Genomic DNA, 17492 nt, shown 5'->3' on the forward strand with positions numbered 1-17492 from the left:
CTGACGTAAGTAACGATAAAGGGGGTGAAAAGCCTCCTCGCCGGAAGACCAAGGGTTCCTGTCCAACGTTAATCGGGGCAGGGTGAGTCGACCCCTAAGGCGAGGCCGAAAGGCGTAGTCGATGGGAAGCAGGTTAATATTCCTGCACGACTTGTAATTGCGATGGGGGGACGGAGAAGGCTAGGTGGGCCAGGCGACGGTTGTCCTGGTGAAAGTGCGTAGGTGGTGTTTGTAGGCAAATCCGCAGACACAACGCTGAGACACGAGACGAACGCACCACGGTGCGGAAGTCATTGATGCCCTGCTTCCAGGAAAAGCCTCTAAGCTTCAGATTACAAGTCATCGTACCCCAAACCGACACAGGTGGTCGGGTAGAGAATACCAAGGCGCTTGAGAGAACTCGGGTGAAGGAACTAGGCAAAATAGAACCGTAACTTCGGGAGAAGGTTCGCTCTTGATGGTGAAGTCCCTTGCGGATGGAGCTGTCGGGAGTCGCAGTGACCAGATGGCTGGGACTGTTTATCAAAAACACAGCACTCTGCAAACACGAAAGTGGACGTATAGGGTGTGACACCTGCCCGGTGCCGGAAGGTTAATTGATGGGGTTAGCGCAAGCGAAGCTCTTGATCGAAGCCCCGGTAAACGGCGGCCGTAACTATAACGGTCCTAAGGTAGCGAAATTCCTTGTCGGGTAAGTTCCGACCTGCACGAATGGTGTAACCATGGCCATGCTGTCTCCACCCGAGACTCAGTGAAATCGAATTCGCCGTGAAGATGCGGTGTACCCGCGGCTAGACGGAAAGACCCCGTGAACCTTTACTACAGCTTGGCACTGAACATTGAACCTACATGTGTAGGATAGGTGGGAGGCTTTGAAGGCGTGACGCCAGTTGCGCTGGAGCCGTCCTTGAAATACCACCCTTGTATGTTTGATGTTCTAACGCAGGGCCCTGAATCGGGCTCGCGGACAGTGCCTGGTGGGTAGTTTGACTGGGGCGGTCTCCTCCCAAAGAGTAACGGAGGAGCACGAAGGTTGGCTAATCCTGGTCGGACATCAGGAGGTTAGTGCAATGGCATAAGCCAGCTTAACTGCGAGACGGACAGGTCGAGCAGGTACGAAAGTAGGTCATAGTGATCCGGTGGTTCTGAATGGAAGGGCCATCGCTCAACGGATAAAAGGTACTCCGGGGATAACAGGCTGATACCGCCCAAGAGTTCATATCGACGGCGGTGTTTGGCACCTCGATGTCGGCTCATCACATCCTGGGGCTGAAGTCGGTCCCAAGGGTATGGCTGTTCGCCATTTAAAGTGGTACGCGAGCTGGGTTCAGAACGTCGTGAGACAGTTCGGTCCCTATCTGCCGTGGGCGTTGGATGATTGAAGGGAGTTGCTCCTAGTACGAGAGGACCGGAGTGAACGAACCTCTGGTGTTCGGGTTGTCACGCCAGTGGCACTGCCCGGTAGCTAAGTTCGGAATCGATAACCGCTGAAAGCATCTAAGCGGGAAGCGAGCCCTGAGATGAGTCATCCCTGACCCCTTGAGGGTCCTAAAGGGCCGTTGGAGACCACAACGTTGATAGGCGGGGTGTGTAAGTGCAGCGATGCATTGAGCTAACCCGTACTAATTACCCGTGAGGCTTAACCATACAACACCCAAGAAGTGTTCTAAGGCTTGTAGCAAATAGAACGAACTACTCAAATTCAGTGATAGTGACAAGCCAAGCGCAACATCACTACTCACGTCAGCTTTCTAGATTAAGAATTTGCCTGGCGGCCATAGCGCCGTGGAACCACCTGATCCCATGCCGAACTCAGAAGTGAAACGCGGTAGCGCCGATGGTAGTGTGGCATTCGCCATGCGAGAGTAGGACACTGCCAGGCACCCAATTTAAGAACCCCGCTCATCGAGCGGGGTTTTTTATTGCCTGCAATTCAGCAAATAGCCTGATAATTGCCCCGTTTTATTCCTCTCCCTTTGAATGCCTAGTCTTCCCCGTCGGTTTTACTCATAAAAAACGGTCACAACAGCGTAAAATGGTGCTTTATTTCGTCGGAGATAGCCCATGTTTTGTCCAAAATGTGGCGGTCAAACTCTGCAGAGCGTCAGTCAGAAAGAGTTTCGCTGTGGCTGCGGTTTTCATTTTTTCCAGAATGTGGCAACGGCGGTGATGGTGGCGCTTTGCTGGCAGGATGAGGTGCTGGTTGCGGTGCGTGCCCGCAATCCGGGCAAGGGGTTACTGGATCTGCCAGGCGGATTTGTCGATCCCGGCGAGTCGCTGGAGGCGGCTCTGGTGCGCGAGTTGCAGGAGGAGCTGGGACTCGATGTCAGCGCCCAACCTTTTACCTATCTTGGTTCATTCCCCAATATCTATCCCTGCGATGGCATCACCTATCACACCTGTGACACCTTCTTTGCCATCGTGCTGAGTGAAAAACCGGTCATCCAGCCAGCTGATGATGTGGCTGCCTGTCAGTGGCTGAAGATCCGCGATGTCCCCTTGCCCCACTTTGCTTTCGAATCGACGCGCACCGCTATGGCTCTGCTGCAGCAATCCTCTTTGCAAGCCTGATCCCTGCTGATGACGATGGGGATTGGCAGCGACCATCCCTGTCTCATCCTTGTCCGCTTTTGTCTCGCAGACGCCATTCGTCAGACGATGAGTGGTATAGTCAGCAGTGGATCCGGATTCAAGGAGCATATCGTGAAGAAGATAGTTCTCATCTTGCTCGGCATTGCCGTGGCGGTCTTGCTGGCCATAGTGACGTTGATAAGCCTCATCGACCCCAATCAATTCAAGCCCCAACTGGCTGAACAGGTGCGCAAGAGCACGGGCCGGGAGCTGGTGATGACGGGGGAGATTGACTGGCGTTTCTGGCCGAGCCTCGGCCTCTCGCTTGAGAAGGTGGCTCTGCGCAATCCGGCCGGTTTTGCCGAGCCGGATCTGGTTCGTTTCGAACAGGGCGAGGCCTCGGTGGCCCTATTGCCGCTGCTCTCCCATCGTCTGGAGATTGGAAAGGTGACCCTGAGTGGCGCCCATCTCTTTATCCAGACCAAGGCGGATGGCAGCTCCAATCTGAGCGGACTGATCAAAGATGCCACTGCTGATGCAAGCGAACCGGTCGTCCCTGCAACCCCTGCGCCAACCGCTGATAGCAAGCCCTGGCAGATCAGCTTGCAGGGTGTCGCGCTCTCCCAGGCCAGTGCGCTGGTACAGGATGATCGCAACGGCACCTCGCTGCGAATGGATCGCCTCGATCTCGATATGGGGCAGCTGGCCACCGGTCAGTGGGTACCCGTGACGCTGGCCGCCAAGGGGAGTGCTGACAAGCTCGCTTTCGACGTTAAAGGGCAGACCCAGATCAAGCTGGCGCAGGAGGTGATGGCGAGTGAACTGAAAGATCTGAGCCTCAGTGGCAGCCTGAGTGACCCGTCCCTGCGACTCGACAGTTTCTCCATCAAGGGGGACCGACTGGCCCTGGGTGAGTGGAGCAACCTCACGTTGGCGCTGAAAGGGGCCAAGGTAGAGGGGCAGCAAGCTTCACTGGCTGGTTCGCTGGAAGGAACGCTCAAGGGACGGCTCGATAAAGAGATGAAGCTTGCCGAACTCTCCGATATGGTGCTGACCGCAGCGCTGGAAGGTGATGCGCTGCCACGCCCGCAGATGAAGCTGAAACTGGCCGGTTTTGCCCGTGCCGAGCTCGACAAGCAGTTGATTACCCTGAGCAAGCTGGTGATGAGTGCCGATGAGGCGCTGCTGAGTGGTGATGGAACCGTGCAGCTTGGCGCTGTTCCGGCAATCACCTTCGATCTCAAGGGGGAGAAGCTGGATCTCGACAAATGGCTCGCCAAATCGGTACCGACCACACCAGCGCAGGCGAAAGAGGACAAACCGGCGGCCGGTGCTTCCAACACTGCTGCAAATGGCAATAAAGCGTTAACCGGCAAGAGCGAAGCCCTCTCCGCGGTTGAACCGGATCTGGGCGCGCTCAAAGGGGTGGATCTGGATGGTCGGTTGCAACTTGGCAGCCTGCGCCTGAAAGGGCTGGGTCTCGGTGCTGTCGATCTGCAGGTGGTTTTGACCAAGGGACTGCTGACGCTCAAACAGTTCAGCGCGACCGTGGCGGGCGGTCAGGTAAGCGCGAAAGGGGTTCTCGACGCACGCCAGCAACCCGCCACCTACAAGGTGCACAAGCAGGTGGCCGGAGTGAACATTCGTCCCTTGCTGCAGACTCTGGCCCAGAGCGATCTGCTGGAGGGTAAGGGCGATCTCGATGTGCAGGTGCAGGGGCGTGGTCTCTCTCCTCTGGCACTGCGCAACGGAATGCAGGGCAAGGTGACCTTGAAGCTGAGCGACGGCGCCCTGCATGGCATCAACCTGCCGGAGATGATCCGCGAGGCGCGAGCGACTCTGACCGGCAAGGGAGCGGATCAGGTGAAGGAGGTGCGCAAGACCGACTTCAGCGCCCTTACCGCCAGCTTCCAGATTGCCGACGGCATCGCCCGCAGCAACGACATCCAGCTATTTGCCCCGGCCTTGCGGGTCAAGGGGGAGGGGCAGACTGCGCTGGTGCCGGAGAGCCTCGACTTCCTGTTCCTTAGCTCCATCGTCGAGAGCAGCAAGGGGCAGGGGGGCAAGGATGTGGACGAGCTGAAGGAGATCACCATTCCGGTGCGGATCGGCGGTCACTGGCAGGCCCCCAGCTATCAGCTCGATGTGAAGGCACTGCTCAGCAACAACAAATTGCTGGAGGAGAAGGCGCGCAAGGAGGCCGAACGCGGCCTCAAGAAGCTGCTGGGTGACAAGGCCGACAATGAAGCCGTCAAAGGGGTAGCCGACCAGCTGCTCAAGGGGCTGTTCAAATAGGTGACGGTTCATATGGGCTGGCGGGAGCCGCGCCAATGCCGTTAGCGGTTGACCGGATGTCAGCGCCATTGAAAAATGGCGCTGACATTTTTTATGGCGCAGTGACCTGCTGCGCCTTGATCCGGAGTCATCTCGAGTTGAACCCATGCGCCTGATCCTGCTGCTCAGCTCCCTGATCTGCTGCGGCATGGCATATCCCGTGCTGGCCGGGCCGCTGGCGGATCGTCTGGCTGGCGAGCTGGCCAAGCAGGTTCCCGAACATACGCTGCCCCTTGACGAGGTGCAGCGGCTCGATCGTCGCCTGATCGCTCCCGACGCCCTTCATCCCGCCTGGCAGCGCTACCCGCTGCGCCAGTTGCAGGCTATCTATCGCTACCAGCAGGAGTGCGGGACTGAGAATGACTTGCCCGCCGAGTGGCTGCCGCTGCTGCGGGCGCTTTGCAAAGATGGGCCAATGCCCTCGGCCAGCTGGTTTGCCGCTCACCCCGTCTATCCGCTGGGCGGCTCCAGCGCAGCTCGCTGGCAGGCTGCTCATCCGGCGGCCGGACTCGACGCTCTGCTCCATGTGCGGGAGCGGCGTGATCAGCTGGGGCTGCTTGGCGAGCTCGGCGATGACAACCTCGACGCCCTGCTGCGGGGCGAGCGTTGGTTGCTGCAATCGGGTCAGATCTGGCTGCTTGCCGATGGGCAGTGGCGCCGTTATGGCGCAGGACAGTGGCAGCCGCTGGCCGAGCGGCTTGGTGTGACGCTGGATAGCCGGGTCAATGGCTCCTGCCAGGAGCGGGTTGGGGGGATCTGCCTCAACGAGCGCCCCACGCTGCACTGGCAGTGGCTGGCGCTGGCCAGCACGTTTGGCTTTATCCTGTTGCTGGGGTGGGCCAGCTGGCAGCGCTGGCGCCTGCTGCGGGAGCGGCGTGTCGCATTGCAGATGCTGACCCACGAGCTGCGCACTCCCATCATGGCGCTGTCCGGCATCAGCGAGGAGCTGCGCCACGATTTCGACCGGCTGCCCGCTTCCGCCCAGCAGAGCGTGGGGCAACTGCTGGGCAGTGTCGCCCGCCTGCATCAGCTGGCGCAGGCCAGTCGCCACTATCTGGCGGCAGAGACTCTCGAAGATGAGCGGGTGGCGGTCAGTTTCACCGAGTGGCTCACCCTGGCCTGCGAGCGGCATGACGCCACCTTCTGTCTTGAGCGGGAGATGACTCTGGCGCTCCCCTTCTACTGGCTCGATCTCGCCCTCGACAACCTGCTGCGCAACGCCAGCCAGCATGGCCACGCGCCGGTTCGGATCTGTGCCAGCTGGCAGGCGGGGCGTTTGATCCTCGCGGTCAGCGATGGCGGCGAGCTGCCGGGTTACCGGCTCGCCACCTTGCTGCGCCGCGGTGCCCGTGCCGATGGTTTGGGGTTGGGGCTTGCCATCGTGCGCCATCTGTTGCGCCGCCTTGGCGGGCGCCTCACCCTATCCGGCCCGCCCACCACCTTCACCCTGACGCTGCCCTGCCAACTCTGGAGCGACCCCGAATCATGAAGACCATCCTGCTTGTCGAAGACGAGGCGCTGCTGGCGGAGAACCTGCAACGCTATCTGACCCGCGAGGGGTATCGCTGCCTCTGGTGCGACACTCTGGCTGCTGCGGAGCAGCAGTGGCTGGCGGCGGATCTGGTGCTGCTGGATCGCTCCATGCCGGAGGGGGATGCCCTCGACTGGTTGCCCCTGTGGCTGGCACGCAAGGCACTGCCAGTGATCGTGCTCACCGCAAGGGTGGAGGTGAGCGATCGGGTAGCCGGGCTCGATGCGGGGGCGCGCGACTACCTGACCAAACCCTTCTCCCACGACGAGCTGCTGGCACGGATCCGGGCCCAGTTGCGTCAGCTGGGGGATGGCACTCAGGCAGTGAGCGGCTTGCAGCTTCATCCCGCCCGGATGCAGGCGAGCTGGCAGGATGCGGAGGTGAGCTTTACCCCCACCGAGTTTGCCCTGCTCACCCTGCTGGTGCGGATGGCGGGGCGGGTGCTGAGCCGGGAGGAGATCCTCAACCGGGTGTGGGGCTATCAGGCGTTTCCCTCCACCCGCACCGTCGATACCCATATTCTGCAACTGCGCCAGAAGCTGCCCGGACTGGCCATCGAGACGGTGCGCGGCATCGGCTACCGGCTGGAGGTGCCAGCGTGAAGCGTGCAACGCTGGCTGGACTGCTGTTGGCTCTAAGCGTCGGCTTTCTGAACCCGGGCCTTCTAAACGTAAGCAGCGTGATGGCAACCGAGCGCCTCTTGGAAGCTGAACGCGCCGACCCGCTGCAACCGGCTACCTTGGCACTGTTGCAGGGGGATAACCGGCACGCCTGGCAATCTTTGCAGCAGGCTTGGCCTGCCCTCAACAGCGATGCCGAGCGCCGCAGCTGGCAGGGGATGCTGGCCGTGCTGAGTGCCAAGCACTGCGGCAAGGATTTCCCGCTGAACTTGCCTGATGGAGTGAGCGAGCTGCGTCTTGAGTTGATCCAGCGCGATGCGCCGCTGCTGCGGGACTATCGGGTGCAGCTGACCGGGGAGGGGCCCATCACCACCGCGGAACTTATCGATCCCGCTGGTCGTGACCGACTGACAGGCGCCCAGTGGGAGGCGGAAGAGAACTCCGGAGTCAGGGTTGTCGGGGTCGATCTGCCGACGCCTTTACCAGCCGGGCTCTATCAGCTGCGGCTGACGGTGGCGGGCAAGGATTGGCAGGTAGCGTTGCCGCTGCCTGCGGTGCAGGATCTGGACTGGCTCTCCCGCTCGCCACAGGCGGTAGCCAATCCCCCCGCCAATCCCGCTTCGTGCACTCCGCTCTGGCTTGAGCAGACTGTGCTGGCCCGCCCGCAATACTCCCTGCTCTGGTGGCACCGGATTGCGACTGATGAGCCGGTGAACTGGCCAACCGCTACGCCCGACAGCTGGCGTACCCTCTCGCTGGTGCAGACCAGCCAGCGCGGCCAGTTGGTGTTGCAGCTGAGCCACAGTCAGGCGGGGCCAGTTGAGTAATGGTCGCCGTGATGGTCAGGTCACCGCAATCCTGACATTGGCCTGACAATCGCAGGCGGCCAATCTGCTGAAATGGCGATTCCCGTGTGTTATCAGGAATCACAGACCATGACTTTTCTTCCCGTGCTAACGAGCCGGATCCGCCCGCTGCTACTGTTGGCGCCGCTGTTCTCCTTGCCTGCCGAGGCGCTGACCCTTGCCAACGATCAGTGGCGCATCGAGCTGGATCCCGCCACCCTGGCGGCCGAGGCTGTGCTGCCCTCGGGCCAGCACCTTGCCATATCTTCCCCCGGCCCGCGTCAGCCTGTCACCGCCTTGCAGCAGGAGGGGGAGCGTGCCAGCTGGCTGACCCGTGCCGATGGCGAGGTGCGTGCCTTGGCTCGCCTTGAGGGTCACCGTCTGATCCTTACCCTCAGCCGTGCGAGTGCTGGCGAGCTGGTGTGGCCGCGGGTACCGGCAGGGGCGCAGGCGCTGATGCTGCCGATCCACGAGGGATTCCGCATTCCGGCTACGCACACTGCGTGGCGCAAGGCGCTGGCGCAGGAGTATCAGGGGATCAACACTACGGATAATCTGACCCTGCCGGTGGTTGGGCTGGATCACGGCGATCAGCAGTTGGCGATCCTCTTTGCCAACCCCTTCAACAACCGGCTCGCCTTTGCTCCGAAGAAAGATGGCATTGCCCTCACCGCGACCCATAGCGTCAATCGCCTCAATCGGGCTGACCCCTATGAGGTGGCAGTGTCGTTGCAACCGGGCAACGACTGGCTAGCGGCGGCCAAGGCCTATCGCAGCTGGTTGCAGGAGCGGGGTGAACTGGTCTCGCTCGAGAGCAAGCTGGCGGCAGTAAAGGATGGCAAGCGGCTGATCGGCGCCTCTCACCTCTATCTCTGGGGTGAGCGACTGCTGGTGCCACAGGATGTGAAGAGCTGGCCCGCGCTGCGCCGCCTGATCCCCGCCGACTGGCTCAAGGGGGAGAGCAAGCGTGCGCTGCAAGCGCCCGATCTTGAGCGCAACCGCTATCTGCAAAATCTGGTGCTGGCCGGCGTGGAGCAGGCGCTGGCGCAGCGCCATCCGGGTCAGCAACCGGCCGATTTCGCCGCCCGGCGCACGCTGGCGGCTACGCAACTGGGGGCTGCGCTCAACGAGCCACAGAGCTGGGGTGATGGCAGCTCGACCAAGATGATGGCTGCTCTCAAGCTGGCTGGACTACCCAAACTCTGGCTGGGTCTGCCCCAGTGGACCGCCGGTTTTGCCGCGCCAGAGGGGATAGCGCTTGCCAAAGTGGCGGGCTATCTCATCGCCCCTTACGACTCCTACGATACCGCGCTGCCGGAGGGGAATCGCCAGCAGAGCTGGCTCACCGCCCAGATGGGGCAGGATAGCTACCTGCGCTGCGGCATCATGCAGGAGAACGGGCGGCGCAAGAGCGGCTTTCAAAACAGCGGCGTTTACACCAATCAGGCCTGCGTGCGCGCGGTGATGGAACAGCGAGTTCCCAAATTGCAGCAGGCGAGCCACTACAATAGCTGGTTCCTCGATGTGGCGGCGACCGGCATGGTGTTTGACGACTTCGATCCTGCCAAGCCGACCAGCCAGGCGCAGGATGCGCAAAATCGGATGGCCGGGATGGCGTGGATTGCCAGGAGTCAGGGTGTGCTGGTGGGTTCCGAGGAGGGCGGCGCGGTTGCCAACCGCACCGCGGCCTTTGCCCACGGCCCCCAGACCAGCGGTTTTGGTTGGCAGGATCCCGATATGCGCCGCAACAAGCGCTCTCCCTACTATCTGGGGGCCTGGTATCCCGACTATCAGCCCACGTTCTTCTTTCGCCAGAGCCACCTCAAGCCCGAGTATCAGGGGCTCTACTTCGATCCGGCGCTGCGGTTGCCGCTGTTCCAGAGCGTCTTTCACGACAGCATAGTGACCACCCACCACTGGACGATGGATAGCCTCAAATTCAGGGAGAGCCGTCAGGTGACCGAACTGTTGCAGCAGCTCTACAACGTGCCGCCCCTGCTCAACCTCAGTCTGGATAGCGCCAGTGCGCGCATTCCCTACCTCAAGGGGCTCGATGCCTTCTTCCGTCCGCTGCATGAAAGGCTCTACAACCAGCCGCTCACCGGTTTTCGCTGGCTCGATAAAAGAGGTGTGGTGCAGCAGAGCGAGTTTGCCGATGGCACCAGATTGGTGGCCAACTTCGGCCCGGCCACCGAGCTGGCGGGGATAAAACTGGCCGCTCAAAGCGTGTTGGCGCTGTTGCCCGATGGCAGTCAGCAGCAGTTTGTCTCGCAACCGGATGGCGCCCGCTAATCTGGCGTTCTGGCTTTTATTTCATCAGAGAATGATGTGGCAGAACTTTTCATGTATAGATGAACGTTCTGCAAAATAAACGAGAGGCAGTTCTGATGATTGAGAGTGAAGTGATTAGAGAGGTAAACCATCCGGCGTGGCCGCTGGTCTGGCAGATCTATGGCGAGAGTTTTCCCCGCTACGAGCAGCGCCAGTCACAGCATCAGCCGCAGAAGATGCGGGATCCTCGCTATCACTGCCAAATCTTTTATCAGGACGGCCTGCTGCTCGGTTTCATCTTCTGGTGGGCGTGTGGCGAGCAGATCTATATCGAACATCTGGCCATCAATCCGGCGCTGCGCGGCCGCAACTACGGCAGCCGCCTGCTGGCCGAATTTTGCGAGCGGGCAGGCAAAACCGTCATTCTCGAGATCGATCCGCCAGAAGATGAGATTGCCATTCGTCGTCTGCGCTTCTATCAGGGGCTGGGCTTTTGTCTCAACGACTATGCTCATGTCCACCCACCCTATCATCCTGACTACAAGGGTCATGAACTACGGGTGTTGAGCTATCCGGGGCTTCTTAAGGAAGAGGCCTATCAGCGTTTCAACAGCATGCTGGTGGAGACGGTGATGGATCTCGGCTGAGCAACCGTAAGGAGATAAGAGAAGGGCCCGCCTGAAGCAATTCAGGCGGGCCCTTTTTCATTGCAGCTGGCGGGAATTACTCCCCCAGCAGGGTTTGCCAGACGGCGAGCACATGGCTGCGCTCACTCTGCAGCTGATCGTCGCTCACCTTGCGGGAGATCTCCGAGAGGTTGAGGCGATGGCCGAGGTTGCGGATCTCCAGATAGGCCTGCTTCAGCCCCTCCGCCTGCTCCAGCGTCAGCACACCCGCCATCACGCACTCGTCGAAGATGCGCACGTTATCGGACCAGCGGGTGAGGGCATCGGGCTCGCCGCAGGCGTGGGCCAGCACCAGATACTGGGCGATAAACTCGATATCCACCATGCCGCCGGGGGACTGCTTGAGGTCGAATTCGCCAGCCCCCGCCTTGAGCAGGTGATCCCGCATCTTGTGGCGCATCTCGCGCACCTCGTGGGCCAGAGTCGGCAGCTCCCGCTCCCTGGCCAGCACATCGCGGCGGATACGGGCAAACTCGGCAACGATGGCGTCATCGCCATAGATGGGGCGGGCCCGCACCAGCGCCTGATGTTCCCAGGTCCACGCCTCGTTTTGCTGGTATTGCTCGTAGGCCGACAGCGACGAGACCAGCAGGCCGGAGTCGCCGGAGGGGCGCAGCCGCATATCGATCTCGTAGAGGATCCCGGACGGGGTGCGGGTGCTGAACAGGTGCAGGATCCGCTGGGCGAGGCGCAGGTAGAACTGGCGGCTGTCGATGGGCTTGCGGCCATCTGTGTAGCTGTTGGGGTCGCCGCCGTGCAGGAATACCAGATCGAGATCCGAGCCGTAGCCGAGCTCGATGCCGCCCAGCTTGCCATAGGCCACCACCGCAAAGCCGCGCTGGCCGCTGGTTGCCACCTCTGGCGGCACCCCGTAGCGCTCGCTCATCTGGGCCCAGGCTTGATTGACCACCTCCTCGGTGATCGCCTCCGCCAGCCAGGTTAGGTGGTCGCTCACCTTCATCAGCGGCAGGGCGCCAGCGATATCGGCCGCCACGATGCGCAGCAGTTGCACCTGCTTGAACTGGCGCAGCGCTTCCATCTGCTGCTCCACGTCCTCTTCGGGGATGCGCAGCAGGAACTGGCGCAGCTGGGGCTTGTACTGGTCGAGCGGGGTGGGGTGGTAGAGGTGCTGGGGATCGAGCAGCTCATCCAGCAGGATAGGGTAGCGGGCCAGCTGTTCGCTCACCAGATGGCTGGCGTCGCACAGCCGCACCAGCTGGCGCAGGGCGCCCGGATTTTCCGCCAGCAGCTGCAGATAGGCGCTGCGGGTGAAGATGCGGGTCAGCAGCTCGCATACCCGCTCGAACAGGCGGGCGGGGTGCTCACTGGCGACCACCAGCCGCAGCAGCTCCGGCATCAGCCAGTCCAGCGCGATGCGCCCCTGCGGCCCCACCTGACGGCGCTTGTACTCCTCCTTGAAACGCAGCAGCGCGGCACAGAGCGGGGCTGGCTCGACGACCCCTTGAGCAGTCAGCAATTTTTCCAGCTCGGCGGCGTCGAGCTCGGTGCGCCAGAGATCGAGCCAGAGCTGCTCCAGATGGGCGGGTGCCTCTTTCTCTTCCCCCACCACGGCGGCGAACTCCTGATGGACGGCGGCCATCTCCTCATCCAGATAAGCCATAAAGGTGCCCCAGTCGGCAAAGCCGAGGGCGGCGATCAGCCGCTGGCGATCCCGCTCCTCGGTGGGCAGGGTCTGGGTCTGCTGATCGCCGATCTCCTGCAATATGTTCTCGACCCGGCGCAGGAAGCGATAGGCCTCCAGCAAGCGATCGCAATGGGCAGATTCGAGGGCGCCACATTGGGCGATGGCGGCCAGCGCTTCGGGCAGGTGGCGCACCCGCAGCGCCGGTTCACGACCGCCGCGAATAAGCTGCAGCGCCTGGGCGATAAACTCCACTTCACGGATGCCGCCAGCCCCCAGCTTGATATTGCCCTCCAGCCCCTTGCGGCGCACCTCGGCGGCGATCATCGCCTTCATCTGGCGCAGACCGTCGATAACGCCGAAGTCGATATAGCGGCGAAACACAAAGGGGCGCAGCATCTCGGCCAGCTCCACCGCGTGCTCGCACTGGGGCCCCAGTACCCGCGCCTTGACCATGGCGTAGCGCTCCCAGTTGCGGCCGTGGTGCTGGTAGTAATCCTCCATGGCGGCAAAGGAGATGGCGAGCGGCCCCGCATCGCCAAAGGGGCGTAAGCGCATATCGACCCGGAACACCTGACCATCCTGGGTGGGTTGGTGGAGGGCGTTGATGATGCGCTGGCCGAGCTTGATGAAAAATTGCTGGTTGGCAAGCTCACGCCGCCCGCCGACCGTGTAGCCGTTCTCGGGGAAGGTGAAGATAAGGTCGATATCCGAGGAGAAGTTGAGCTCGCCGCCCCCGAGCTTGCCCATGCCGAGGATCAGTAGCGGTTGCGGGTTGCCGTTGCCGTCCATTGGGGTACCCAGCTCGCTGCACTGTTTGGCGTAGAGCCAGTCGCGAGCGGAGCAGATCAGGGCATCCGCCAGTTTGGTGAGGTGGATAAAGCTCTCTTCCACCGCCGCATGGCCCAGCAGCTCGCGCCAAGCGATCACCAGCATGCGGCTGCGGCGGAACTGGCGCAGGATACGCTTGAGCGCCTCTTCATCGCTTACCTCGGCGAGCAGGGCGGTCAGATCGCTCTGGTAGGCGGGCCAGCGTTCGGAGCGCTCCAGATCTCCGGAGGCGAGCTGCTCGGTCAGCAACGCCGGCTGTTTGAAGAGGGCGTCGGCGACAAAATCGGAGAGGCCCAGCAGGGTCAGCAGGGTCTGGCGAACGGGCTCGGGCAGCGAGCCATAGTCGGGGGCCAGCTCGACCAGTCGCTGCCATTGGCGCTCGGCCTGTTCTTGCAGCAGGGGGGAGAGGGCGGAGAAAGAGGTAGAGTGCTGGGCCACGGTTGCCGTCCTTGTGGTTCACTACAGCGGGTTAACGACACGAGGTTAACAACGCTGCCGGTTCAAAATGGTGGCTGCCAATCTAGCACTGTCAGGCCCCCGCGTCACAGCGCAGGGGCGAGAAGCATGATCCGGTGGGAATTATTGGCCGCCAGTCAATCAGGTGCGCTGGTAGATGGCAGGGTTGTAGATCTCCATCAGGCTGCCCGGGTTGGCCGGTGGTGCAAAGCCGAAACCGGCGTAGAGGCCGTGGGCATCGGAGGTGGCGAGGGAGAGGCGGCGCAGCCCCTGCAACTCGGGATGGTCGACAATAGCGGCCACCAGCGCCTTGCTGTAACCGCGGCCGCGGTACTCCGGCAGCACAAACACGTCCGCCAGATAGCCGAAGGTGGCCTTGTCGGTGATAACCCGGGCGAAGGCAACCTGCTGACCGTCGACATAGCCGCCAACGCAGAGGGAGTGGTTGATGGCCCGCACCACAGTGCTGTGGGGAATACCGCGGCACCAGTAGGCCTCTTCGGAGAGAAAACGGTGGATCAGCGGCACATCGAGCCGCCCCTTGTCGTCACTGAGCTCGAGTGGTGGGTGCGTTGCATTCTGCTGCATATTGGCTCCTTGCCGTGCGCTGGAAATGAGAAAGGCCCCCTCAAGGGGCCTTCCAGTCTAACCGGATTGGGGCATGAAAACAGTCAGACGAGTTTGAAGGACTGGATCTGGCTGTCGAGCTCCTTGCTGTGCTGCTCGACCAGCTCGGAGGCCTCTTGCAGCTCGCGAAGCACCACGACGGAGCCTTCGGCGATCTGCTTGACCTGCTCCAGATTGCCGCGCATCTCTTCGGCGACCGAGCTTTGTTGCTCGGAGGCGGCGGCGATGTGGCGGTTCATGTCGGCGACACCCTGTACCCGCTGCACTATGGTGGCGAGTTGGGTACCGGCCTGGGTCACCTGTTCCACCCCCTTGTCGGCCTGCTGTACGCTTTGGGCCATCAGCTCGCCAGCCTGATGGGCATTGCCCTGCAGCTGTTCGATCATCTTCTGGATCTCGACGGTGGCGGCTTGAGCCCGGTTGGCCAGCTCGCGCACTTCGGAGGCCACCACGGCAAAGCCACGACCCGCTTCACCGGCGCGAGCCGCTTCGATGGCCGCGTTCAGTGCCAGCAGGTTGGTCTGTTCCGAGATGCCGCGAATGGTGTCGACCACAGAGCCAATGCGCTCGACCCCCTGCTCTACTTCGTTGACCACGGTGGCGGAGCGCTGGATGTTGCCGGAGAGGGTGTCTATGGTGCTGACGGTGTCGGCGACGCAGCGGCTCCCCTCTTCCGCCAGCTGGCTGGTTTCGGCGGTGGCGTGAGAGGCCTGATCCGCATGGGCGGCTACTTCGCGAATGGCGCCGACCATCTGGCTCATGGCGCTGGCCAGCTGTTCGATCTGGGTGAACTCTTCGTTGATCGCTTCGTTGGCCTCTTCCATGCAAAGGGTCACCTGGGAGGCGATGTCGTTGAGCTCCTTGCAGGCGGCGCGCTGGTTGCCAAACACCTCTTTGAGATTCTCCTGCGAGTGGGAGACCGCCTTGGCGATGTCACCGAATTCGTCACGAGACTTGAGCAGTACCTTGTGGCTGAGGTCCCGCTTGGCGAAGCGTTCCAGCAGGCTCACCAGATAGTGCACCTGCTTGACCATCAGGCGGGAGCCGGTGAGCAGCAGGATCACGAACAGCAGCCCCATGATGGCGGTCTCCATCAGACCGGTCCAGAGCAGGCGATTGGAGATCGCATCCGCCTTGGCGGGATCGAGCCCTTCGCTGAGCAGGGTCGCTTCCAGATTGTTGGCGTCAAACCAGAGTTTTGTCAGTAGCAGGAGGGTACTGAACACCATCAGCAGCACCACTTTGGGTACCAACCGGATGTTGCTCATTCTTTTCTCCAGCAGGTTCAGCTGCATTGTCATTCTCCTTTTAAAAGCCGTTTTTTCCTTTGCCCTCAGGACTATCGGCATTATCTTCTCTTTTATTAATTTGCACTGTGCTTAAAGTTGGAAAATGTATGCGACATCACTTAACTCATCTGCGGGCGATGGATCTGCTGATGGCATTTCTGTCGATTATCTCGGTTGTGCTGGTGACGGCCCGCTGGTGGGGCCATGAGAGCCTGACACCACAGACCCTGCAGCTCTTCTATGACCTCGACAGTCTGATCTGCTACTTCTTCCTCGCGCACTTTGCTTATGGCTGGATCCGGGCCTCCGATCGCAAGGCCTATTTCAAGGCTAACTGGATCTATCTGCCGGGTAGCCTGCCGATGGCGGAGCAACTGCGCTGGGCGCGGTTGATCCAGCTGTGGCGGGTCTATCAGCTGTTCAAGGAGCACCCGGATCTCTGGGCCATGTTCCGTCGCGAGCGCAACGAGACCACTCTCTCCGGCATCCTGTTCCTCTTCTTTCTGCTGCTGGGGGTGGGTTCCGGCGTCATGTACTGGATTGAGTCAGGCCAGCCCGGCAGCCAGATTGAGACACCCTATGACGCGTTCTGGTGGACGCTGGTGACCCTCTCGACAGTGGGTTACGGGGATCTGGTGCCCAAGACCGAGGAGGGGCGGTTTGTCGCCAGCCTGCTGATCCTGTTCGGGGTCGGTCTGTTCGGTGCCATCAGCGGTTTTATGGCCAGCCTGTTTTTGCAGCCCAACAAGGGGGATGGTGAGACCGACAAGTGGCGTCATCACTACAACAACCAGCAAGAGGAGCTGCTGCGGGAGATCCGCGCCCTGCGCAGCGAGGTGCAGGAGCTGAAAAACAAGTGAGGCCGCGGACGGGCAAGTTGCGAGGTGACTCGCAACTCTGCGCTCTTTAATCCGGGGGAGGTGCTTTTTCTTTGCTTGTCCTTTAACCTGCTGGCGGCTTAACATTCAACCTCTTGTCCAAACCTGAAAAAGAGAATCGATCGACCATGCGCGCCCTTCTCGGGATTTTGATCTGCTTGTGTGCCCAACAGGCACTGGCCGATACCCGTTATGTTTCAGACAACATCTTTACCTATATCCACAATGGCCCGGGTACCCAGTACCGGATCCTTGGCAGCGTCAAGGCTGGTGAACCGCTGGAGGTAAAGGCGGTGAACAGCGAGGCCGGTTTCACCCAGGTGGTGGACGGTCGTGGCCGCGAGGGGTGGATCAAGAACAGCGAACTGCAGAGCCAGATCAGCCTGCGCGAGCGTCTGCCCCAGGTGGAAAAAGAGCGCGATGAGCTTAAAGATCGCCTGCAGAACCTCAACGGTGACAACGAGAAACGCTTCACCGAGAAGGATGGCCAGATCGCTGCCCAGAGCAAGGAGATCGCTGCTCTCAAGGCCCAGCTGGTCAGTCAGGGTGAGGAGATGAGCAATCTCAAAGAGCAGAATGATGCCCTGACCCAGAGCTACGACAACCAGGAGCACGACATGCAGATGGACTGGTTTATTCGTGGTGGTGCCATGGTGGGTGCCGGTATCCTGCTTGGCATCCTGTTGCCCATGCTGCCTCGTCGTCGCAGCCGCGGCGATCGCTGGATGAACTGACAGCATCTGGCTGAATGAATTGCTGAGAAGGGTCGCCGTGGCGGCCCTTCTTTTTTTGGGGCGTATTGGGCGGAATGCGTGGCTGCTTTGCGATAGAGCGGCGGCAGATCGTATACAAAATGAAGTCAGATGACCCTCACGCTTGCTGGCGTATTGGCTTCAAAAGGGAATTCATGG

General features: G+C 61.1%; 12 protein-coding genes and 2 rRNA genes (1 of these 14 cut by a window edge). 11 read left to right on the forward strand and 3 right to left on the reverse strand.

Features of this window, described 5'->3' with window-relative positions:
• From ACTG20_RS05975 to ACTG20_RS06015, 9 genes are all read left to right on the forward strand, one after another.
• Window positions 1–1647 (forward strand): 23S ribosomal RNA (locus ACTG20_RS05975); it begins 1243 nt to the left of the window's first position.
• A gap of 120 nt (window positions 1648–1767) precedes the next feature.
• Window positions 1768–1882: ribosomal RNA gene (rrf, locus tag ACTG20_RS05980) — 5S ribosomal RNA — on the forward strand.
• A 182-nt stretch (window positions 1883–2064) separates the two neighbouring features.
• Window positions 2065–2571: an NUDIX domain-containing protein gene (locus ACTG20_RS05985; RefSeq protein ID WP_194494682.1), complete on the forward strand. Its 507-nt coding sequence runs from the start codon at window positions 2065–2067 to the stop codon at window positions 2569–2571.
• Window positions 2572–2703: 132 nt separating this feature from the next.
• A complete protein-coding gene (locus ACTG20_RS05990) occupies window positions 2704–4866 on the forward strand; it encodes an AsmA family protein (protein ID WP_194494683.1) in 2163 nt (720 codons plus the stop codon).
• A gap of 145 nt (window positions 4867–5011) precedes the next feature.
• Window positions 5012–6394, forward strand: a complete 1383-nt coding sequence (locus ACTG20_RS05995; protein WP_194494684.1) for an ATP-binding protein — start codon at window positions 5012–5014, stop codon at window positions 6392–6394.
• Window positions 6391–7038, forward strand: a complete 648-nt coding sequence (locus ACTG20_RS06000) for a response regulator transcription factor (protein ID WP_194494685.1) — start codon at window positions 6391–6393, stop codon at window positions 7036–7038. Before ACTG20_RS05995 ends, ACTG20_RS06000 begins: the two co-directional genes overlap by 4 nt.
• Complete coding sequence (locus tag ACTG20_RS06005; protein WP_194494686.1) at window positions 7035–7883, forward strand: DUF2861 family protein; 849 nt, start codon at window positions 7035–7037, stop codon at window positions 7881–7883. The genes ACTG20_RS06000 and ACTG20_RS06005 overlap by 4 nt, the downstream gene beginning before the upstream one ends.
• 108 nt (window positions 7884–7991) lie before the next feature.
• Window positions 7992–10193, forward strand: coding sequence for a glycoside hydrolase (locus tag ACTG20_RS06010; protein WP_194494687.1), 2202 nt, complete (start codon window positions 7992–7994; stop codon window positions 10191–10193).
• Window positions 10194–10288: 95 nt separating this feature from the next.
• The gene (locus ACTG20_RS06015; protein WP_439987513.1) at window positions 10289–10819 is read left to right on the forward strand and encodes a GNAT family N-acetyltransferase; all 531 of its coding nucleotides are present in this window, start codon (window positions 10289–10291) and stop codon (window positions 10817–10819) included.
• 76 nt (window positions 10820–10895) lie between these two features.
• Here ACTG20_RS06015 and glnE read toward each other — a convergent pair whose 3' ends face one another.
• From glnE to ACTG20_RS06030, 3 genes are all read right to left on the reverse strand, one after another.
• Window positions 10896–13769 (reverse strand): bifunctional [glutamate--ammonia ligase]-adenylyl-L-tyrosine phosphorylase/[glutamate--ammonia-ligase] adenylyltransferase, encoded by a 2874-nt coding sequence (glnE, locus tag ACTG20_RS06020; RefSeq protein WP_194494527.1) that lies wholly within the window; start codon window positions 13767–13769, stop codon window positions 10896–10898.
• Window positions 13770–13928: 159 nt separating this feature from the next.
• Window positions 13929–14375 (reverse strand): GNAT family N-acetyltransferase, encoded by a 447-nt coding sequence (locus tag ACTG20_RS06025; RefSeq protein ID WP_194494526.1) that lies wholly within the window; start codon window positions 14373–14375, stop codon window positions 13929–13931.
• Between the two features lie 83 nt (window positions 14376–14458).
• Complete coding sequence (locus tag ACTG20_RS06030; RefSeq protein WP_107683472.1) at window positions 14459–15709, reverse strand: methyl-accepting chemotaxis protein; 1251 nt, start codon at window positions 15707–15709, stop codon at window positions 14459–14461.
• A 101-nt stretch (window positions 15710–15810) separates the two neighbouring features.
• Here ACTG20_RS06030 and ACTG20_RS06035 point away from each other — a divergent pair, with 101 nt between their 5' ends.
• Both ACTG20_RS06035 and ACTG20_RS06040 read left to right on the forward strand, forming a co-directional pair.
• Window positions 15811–16563, forward strand: a complete 753-nt coding sequence (locus ACTG20_RS06035; protein ID WP_005354446.1) for a potassium channel family protein — start codon at window positions 15811–15813, stop codon at window positions 16561–16563.
• A gap of 146 nt (window positions 16564–16709) precedes the next feature.
• Window positions 16710–17315 carry a TIGR04211 family SH3 domain-containing protein gene (locus tag ACTG20_RS06040; protein WP_005335443.1) on the forward strand — a complete coding sequence of 202 codons (606 nt, stop codon included), beginning with the start codon at window positions 16710–16712 and terminating at the stop codon, window positions 17313–17315.
• Window positions 17316–17492 lie beyond the last annotated feature (177 nt).

The organism is Aeromonas sp. 84A, from assembly GCF_051919345.1.
Lineage (GTDB): Bacteria > Pseudomonadota > Gammaproteobacteria > Enterobacterales > Aeromonadaceae > Aeromonas > Aeromonas veronii.